This is a genomic window from Metasolibacillus fluoroglycofenilyticus (genome assembly GCF_003049645.1).
Classification (GTDB): domain Bacteria; phylum Bacillota; class Bacilli; order Bacillales_A; family Planococcaceae; genus Metasolibacillus; species Metasolibacillus fluoroglycofenilyticus.
In genome coordinates this window covers 180015-186581 of sequence record NZ_PYWK01000005.1, presented here as the reverse complement: position 1 = coordinate 186581, position 6567 = coordinate 180015, and the positions used below count along the sequence as shown (strand labels likewise).

The following is a 6567-nucleotide window of genomic DNA, read 5'->3' as shown; positions in this document are numbered from 1 at the left end:
AGCCAGGATCAAACTCTCCATAAAAAGAATTTGAGTAAGCTCAAATTTGTATCTGTCGCTTCGCTTTCGATACATTAAAACATTTGCTGGCATCTTCATTCGATGTCCAAAATTGTGTTTCATCTATGTCAATGAAACTTTATTCATTCACGTCTTGCTTGTTCAGTTTTCAAGGTTCATTCCGTCGTCTTTTGAGGCGACTTCTTTAATTTAACATTTGAGCTTTAGTTTGTCAACATCTTTTTAAAGTTTTTATTCCTTCAAATCTCAAACGCTATGTCTTAGCGACATATAATATAATACATTATATATTCAAAAGAAGTCAACACTTTTCGCGAAAAATTTTAAATGAATATAATTCTTGTATATAGTGCTTTATAAAATAGTGAGTAACTTCCTATATATAATTTCAAATCAGGTAAAATTTTTTCTAACCCTACTAACATTTAAGGAGCTGTTCAGAAAGGCAATACCTTTCAGGACAACTCCTCTAGACATCTCTTATATTTTATCTAAGTTATATTTGTTTTTTACAAATTGACGGTCAACCATATAATTGCGATGGAACACTGATTCGCTTTTTGCGGAAGTCGGGTCCACTAAAATATATTCCTTATCTACTAAATATTCTATAAATACTTCTAGCTCTGTGGAATATAAGCAAAGTTCCTCATGTTCATGCAATTGTTGTATCGTCCACGACGGTTGCGTCAACATTATTTCTAAAATATGCTGGGCCGCATCCTGCGTTCGTGAATTGATTAAAAATTCAATCGCTAAAAATAGTAACTCTAAACGTTTCTCTAAGCTTTCATCACTCATTACTAATTCTTCATATAATTTATAAATGGCTGGCTCAATTTTTTTCACCTGTGACCAAACTGTTACCTCTGGATATAGACCGTTATCAATAATTGACAATCTCCCTAAATGGTGCAACGAATCAACCACATGGCTATAAGAATCTAAATAATTGCCACTCTCGAAAAACTCTTTTCCTTCTAAATAACGACGAATAAGCTTGCTAAATTGAATACCCGTTTTAATTTTCCGTCCAAAAAAAGGAAACTCCTGTAATTCCGACCGAAGCTTATATAAAAATTCATTGCGGTCAAACATAATTTTTCCGAAAAATAACCAATCTACTAATCGTTTATGCGAGCCTACAAACAACCATTTTTTTAAACGTTTCTCCGTTAATATATGCATAACCATTTTTTTATCGCCATACATATAGTGCTTTGTGAATATAGAGGTTTCTTGATTTTTCACAATAATAAGTAGTACGGAATCAAATGTATTTGTAATATTTAGTGCATCTTCTTTTCGATTTATTAAAATAATCCCTAGTGTATCAGGGTGACTCGCCCGTTCTTGATAAATTGGACGTAAAATTTGCTCCATAATACTCCCCCCAAACAATTTATTGTTATCTGTTAATGTTCTTTCGACAACAATTGAAAGAAACCCTTTCAATTTTCCATATTCTCATTCTAAAATAATTTCATTGTATGTTATAGTAATTAGGGAGGCAAATTACTATGAAAAAATATCAAAATAAAATAAATAAAATTCGCTCGTTTGCATTAGCACTAATCTTCATCGGATTTGTTATAATGTACGGTGCTATTTTCTTTAGAGAAAATCAAATTTTAGTCATTATTTTTATGACGCTTGGCTTGCTTTGTATCATTGGAAGTACTGTAGTTTATGGTTGGATTGGATTATTATCAACACGCGCGGTACAAGTCGTTTGCCCTGGATGTGGCAAGCATACAAAAGTATTAGGTCGAGTAGATATGTGTATGTATTGCAACGAGCCATTGACTTTAGACCCTTCATTAGAGGGCAAAGAGTTTGATCAAACATACAATACTAAAAGAAAGTAAACAGAATCGGCTGTCGGGAAGATAGGTGGATACCTACACTGCCCGACAGCCATTTGTTAATCCCTTAATTTGCAACAAGAACTAATTTAGAAACAATAATGCTATTAATCGCATTCATATATGCTAACGCGCTGGCTTTTAAAATATCTGTATCCGCAGCCTTTGCAATAAACTTTTCACCCTTATGCTCTACAGTAATCTTTACTTTCCCTAAAGCTTCTTGTCCGCGAGATACACTGTTAATATTATACTCAACAAGCTTGACATCAATATTTGTAATGCTTGCAATTGCAGAATAAAGTGCATCAATAGGACCAGAACCAACAGCGCTTGACTTAAACACTTTATCACCTTTCCGTATTTTCACACTAGCTGAAGGAAAGCTTGTGTTGCTAATAACTTGTAAGTCATCGAAGCTGAAAAATTGCTCGCTATAATGTGTTGCATTTATATGATTTGCATCGTGTTTTTCATAATATTCTTCCACAATTACATATAAATCATGGTCATATACTTCTTTTTTAGCATCTGCTAGCTTTAAAAAACCTTCAAAAACACCTTCAAATTCATTTGTCGAAAGACTGGAGAATCCTAATTTTTCGAGTGCATTTTTTACAGCATGTCGACCAGAGCGTGCTGTTAATACCAATTCCATATCCTCTAGCCCAACATCCTCAGGGTGAACAATTTCATAGGCATCGCGCGATTTTAATAAGCCATCCTGATGAATACCTGATGAATGGGCGAAAGCATTGTCTCCTGTAATCGCCTTATTTACTTGAACATCCAATCCCATAAAGCTCGATACAAGACGAGATGTGTTCATAATTTCTTTGGTCTGAATATTTGTATGCACATCATATACATCGCCCCGTGTTTTAATCGCCATTACGACTTCTTCCAAAGCTGCATTCCCTGCACGTTCACCGATGCCGTTTATCGTACATTCTACTTTATCTGCCCCGTTTTTAATTGCCGCCAAAGTATTTGCCGTTGCCATACCTAAATCATTATGACAATGCACGGATAATAACACTGAATCATCTGTATTTTTCATCCGATAGGCAAGTTTGCCAATCATTTCTCCCCATTGCTCTGGCTCAGCATAGCCTACTGTATCAGGTACATTAATCATTGTCGCGCCAGCCTTCATAACGGCCTCGATTGTTTTCCATAAATATTCAAAATCTGAGCGTGAGGCATCTTCTGTTGAATATTGTACTTGTGGTAGTAACGTTTTTGCATACTTAACAGCATCAATACCAATTTGTAATATTTGATCCTTTGATTTGCTAAACTTTTTCTCAACATGAATATCTGAAGTACCAAGCACCATATGAATCATTGGATTTTCTGCATATTTCACCGCGTTATAAACCGAATCTATATCTGCTTTAACAGCACGCGCTAATGCTGTAATCATAATATCACTTGTATTTCTCACCTTTTCAGCAACCGCCTTAACAGCATCAAAATCTCCTTGGGAAGATGCTGGGAAACCTGCTTCAATAATATCAACACCTAATTTTTTTAGCTGTTGCGCAATCTCTACTTTTTCAAATAAATTCAATTTTGCCCCCGGTACTTGCTCCCCGTCACGTAATGTCGTGTCAAACACCCAAATTTTTCTGCTCATTTCCAGCACTCCTTCTTCTCATGTATTTTTTGAAAATCAATTACAGCTCGGTTTAATTGCTTTCAGTTTTTTCAAGCTTACTCGAAAAACCCTTACTGAATCCATTGTTGATAAAGCATTCAGCTCGTTGCAAAAAACATGGCTGAATTAAAACAAAAAAACCCGTCTCTAATTAAATAGAGACGAGTTTATGCTCGCGGTACCACTCTAGTTGGCTTCCCATTCATGAAAAGCCCGCTTCATCAACAGCTAACACTGTTTATCCCAATAACGGAGGAAACCGATTACCCTTACTATTTGTTCAGGGAATAGCTCATGGACGAGTTCAAAATGTGCGTCTACTGATTTTCACCAACCATCAGCTCTCTAAAAGTACACAATCATTTTTACTATTTCCAATCAATGCTTAAAATTTATTGTTAAATAGCATAGTATATGACTGAAAATAATTTGTCAACAATATTTTGAAAATTTTATTTTTTCGGCATTTTTATGGATTTTTTCATATGCTAACTGTGATTTTTCAGGATTTATCTACGTTTTCCTCTAGATAATCTATGAATTCTAATATCAAAACTAATATATTGTCTTTTAAATTTTTTAGGTGTATAGATATGCCCTTTGAAAATCTTGCTAATAACTATGTTTTCTATGCATAGTAAAAGCGCCCAAGCACTTCTGCTGGGCGCTCTGCTTTATAATGCTTTTTGACCTTGGCTTTGAACACAGTTTGGGCAAGTGCCGTACACTTCCAAACGATGTGAATTCACTGTAAAACCTGTTACATGTGAAGCAAAATGCTCCACTTCGTTTAAGCCTGGGTAATGGAAATCCACAATTTTACCACAAGTTTCACAAATCATATGATAGTGGTCGCCTGTTGCAAAATCAAATCGACTTGCTGCATCTCCATAAGTAAGTTCCTTTACAAGACCTACTTCTCGAAATACGCGCAAATTATTATAAACTGTTGCGACACTCATATTGGGAAACCTATCTTCAAGCGCTTTATATATATCATCTGCCGTCGGGTGATTCATTGACTGAATTAAATACTCTAAAATCGCATGACGTTGTGGAGTAATCCTTACACCAGTAGCCTTTAACGTGTCTAGCGCATTGTTTAAATGCATTTTAGACATCGCCATGCACCTCTTTTCATACATAATTATTAATTTATAATTGTTACAATTAGTGTATCGAATACAACTACACTCTGTCAACAATTGCTTCCCCTAATTAAGTAGAAGTTCATTCAAAAAAGCGAATATTCACATAATATCTCAGCAAAAGCTTCTACAAATTATTCCAAAATTTTCTCGTTAGCTTGAGAAAATTGAAGTAGGCACTATTAAATTAATAAAGAAAAAAGAGGCAGTCTTAAGAATTATAACACAAAAAAATATTTATTCTCATTTAAAATTATTATATTCTCAATTAGGCTTAATAACCACGTAATAAATCGATTTTATTTTCTAAATTACGCTCACCCTGTAGCCATTTTTTTAAGCTTGGCTCAAAAATTTCAAGAGCCCGTTCTACATAGCGGGATGAGTGACTCGAGAAATGTGGCGAAATCGTTACATTATCCAGCTTCCATAGTTCGCTGTCCTTTGGCAATGGCTCCACTTCAAATACATCTAAAACGGCATGCCCTATTAGCTTATTTTGAAGAGCGCGTACTAGCTCCGCCTCTTTTACTACATTGCCACGACCAAAATTCATAAAAATTGCATTTTCCTTCATCAACTCAAAATGCTCGTATGTTAATAAATGCTTCGTTTCCTCTGTGCTTGGTAGCATCGAAATAACAATATCCGCCTTTGGCAAATGCGCTTTCAAGTCAAGAATTGCGTATGTTTCATCCATTGATTCAATTGATTTCCCACTGCGATTACAGCCAATTGTGTGCACACCAAAAGCCTGTAAAATGCGCCCGATTTCTGCACCGATTGCCCCAGGGCCGATGATAAGCGCAATAGAGCCGTTTAGCTCTGATAGACTTGTTTTTTTATTCCATTCTCCTTTTTTCTGCTGCTCATAAATAAATGGCAGTCCGCGTTTTAACGCTAAAATATGCGCTAACACGGATTCGGTCATTGGTTTCTTATGAATTCCTCGTACATTTGAAACAAAGATTCCTCGTTCAGCAATTGCTTGTGCAGGCATTTTTTCTACACCAGCAGACGCCACAAAAATCCATTGTAATTTATTTGCTAGTGCAATATTTGCCGCCGTTAAATCCTCTCCATATGTCACAACAATATCCGCCTCTGCCAACTGTTCCTCACGCAGCTTCGCATCAAACACAAAGTTTACCTCTGGGAATTCAGCTACTAGCGGCTTTTGTAAATCCTCTCTCGGTTCAAACGTAAAATAAACATGCATTACACATTACTCCCTTCACGTAAAAAAGTTAAAACATCCTCAATATGATTTTTAACACGCACTTTGCGCCATTCCTTTACTACCACTCCGTTTTCATCGATTAAAAAAGTGGAGCGCTCTATCCCCATAAATTCACGTCCGTACATTTTTTTCAACACCCATACCCCATATGCTTCTGCAACAGAATGGTCACTATCGACTAATAATGAAAACGGTAAATTATATTTCTCAATAAATTTCGTATGCTTTTTAGCATCATCTGCACTGATTCCTAATATGATTGCATTTAACTCTGAAAAATCTTTGTAGGCATCACGAAAATCACATGCTTCTGTCGTACAGCCTGGTGTCATATCTTTAGGGTAAAAATATAGCACAACATTCTTGCCTAAAAAATCGTTTAAGTGCACAGGCTGCCCCTGTTCATTTTCTAGTGAAAATTGTGGTGCCTGCTTATGTAACAAGGTCATCTTTATCCGCTCCTTTTCAGTATATTTGCGCCTTGATTAACTTTGCTCAGAAATTTCATATGCCCAATGTTAACCTTTACTCATTTTCTATCGTACCGAACTATGTCCATCCTTTCAAATTCTTTGGCATGAAATGAAAATTCAGTCTACAATAGAAGTGAATCAAACTATTTGGAGGAACAAA

6 protein-coding genes and 1 other annotated feature are annotated in these 6567 nt (G+C 35.7%); of the genes, 1 reads left to right on the top strand and 5 read right to left on the bottom strand.

The annotated features are described in order from the left end of the window. Window positions 1–501: 501 nt before the first annotated feature. Window positions 502–1404: a nucleotidyltransferase-like protein gene (locus C9J36_RS15425; RefSeq protein WP_066164941.1), complete on the bottom strand. Its 903-nt coding sequence runs from the start codon at window positions 1402–1404 to the stop codon at window positions 502–504. 137 nt (window positions 1405–1541) lie between these two features. On the opposite strand from C9J36_RS15425, the gene C9J36_RS15420 reads away from it, so the two are divergent. Continuing rightward, window positions 1542–1889 carry a YgzB family protein gene (locus C9J36_RS15420; RefSeq protein WP_066164938.1) on the top strand — a complete coding sequence of 116 codons (348 nt, stop codon included), beginning with the start codon at window positions 1542–1544 and terminating at the stop codon, window positions 1887–1889. A 64-nt stretch (window positions 1890–1953) separates the two neighbouring features. Here C9J36_RS15420 and C9J36_RS15415 read toward each other — a convergent pair whose 3' ends face one another. The 4 genes from C9J36_RS15415 to bcp all read right to left on the bottom strand — a co-directional run bounded on the left by C9J36_RS15415 (window position 1954) and on the right by bcp (window position 6383). After that, complete coding sequence (locus tag C9J36_RS15415) at window positions 1954–3525, bottom strand: 2-isopropylmalate synthase (RefSeq protein ID WP_107943672.1); 1572 nt, start codon at window positions 3523–3525, stop codon at window positions 1954–1956. Between the two features lie 175 nt (window positions 3526–3700). Continuing rightward, window positions 3701–3937, bottom strand: a binding site (T-box leader). Window positions 3938–4220: 283 nt separating this feature from the next. Further along, window positions 4221–4667 carry a peroxide-responsive transcriptional repressor PerR gene (perR, locus tag C9J36_RS15410; RefSeq protein WP_201261968.1) on the bottom strand — a complete coding sequence of 149 codons (447 nt, stop codon included), beginning with the start codon at window positions 4665–4667 and terminating at the stop codon, window positions 4221–4223. A 301-nt stretch (window positions 4668–4968) separates the two neighbouring features. Next, entirely contained in the window at window positions 4969–5913 is a 945-nt protein-coding gene (locus tag C9J36_RS15405) for a D-2-hydroxyacid dehydrogenase (RefSeq protein ID WP_107943671.1), read from the bottom strand. Beyond that, window positions 5913–6383 (bottom strand): thioredoxin-dependent thiol peroxidase, encoded by a 471-nt coding sequence (bcp, locus tag C9J36_RS15400; protein WP_066164926.1) that lies wholly within the window; start codon window positions 6381–6383, stop codon window positions 5913–5915. Before bcp ends, C9J36_RS15405 begins: the two co-directional genes overlap by 1 nt. Window positions 6384–6567 lie beyond the last annotated feature (184 nt).

Bases quoted from the DNA above. Each gene is read 5' to 3' on its own strand.
- C9J36_RS15415 (WP_107943672.1), bottom strand. From the start codon at position 3,525: ATGAGCAGAAAAATTTGGGTGTTTGACACGACATTACGTGACGGGGAG.
- C9J36_RS15405 (WP_107943671.1), bottom strand. From the start codon at position 5,913: ATGCATGTTTATTTTACGTTTGAACCGAGAGAGGATTTACAAAAGCCG.
- C9J36_RS15425 (WP_066164941.1), bottom strand. From the start codon at position 1,404: ATGGAGCAAATTTTACGTCCAATTTATCAAGAACGGGCGAGTCACCCT.
- bcp (WP_066164926.1), bottom strand. From the start codon at position 6,383: ATGACCTTGTTACATAAGCAGGCACCACAATTTTCACTAGAAAATGAA.
- perR (WP_201261968.1), bottom strand. From the start codon at position 4,667: ATGTCTAAAATGCATTTAAACAATGCGCTAGACACGTTAAAGGCTACT.
- C9J36_RS15420 (WP_066164938.1), top strand. From the start codon at position 1,542: ATGAAAAAATATCAAAATAAAATAAATAAAATTCGCTCGTTTGCATTA.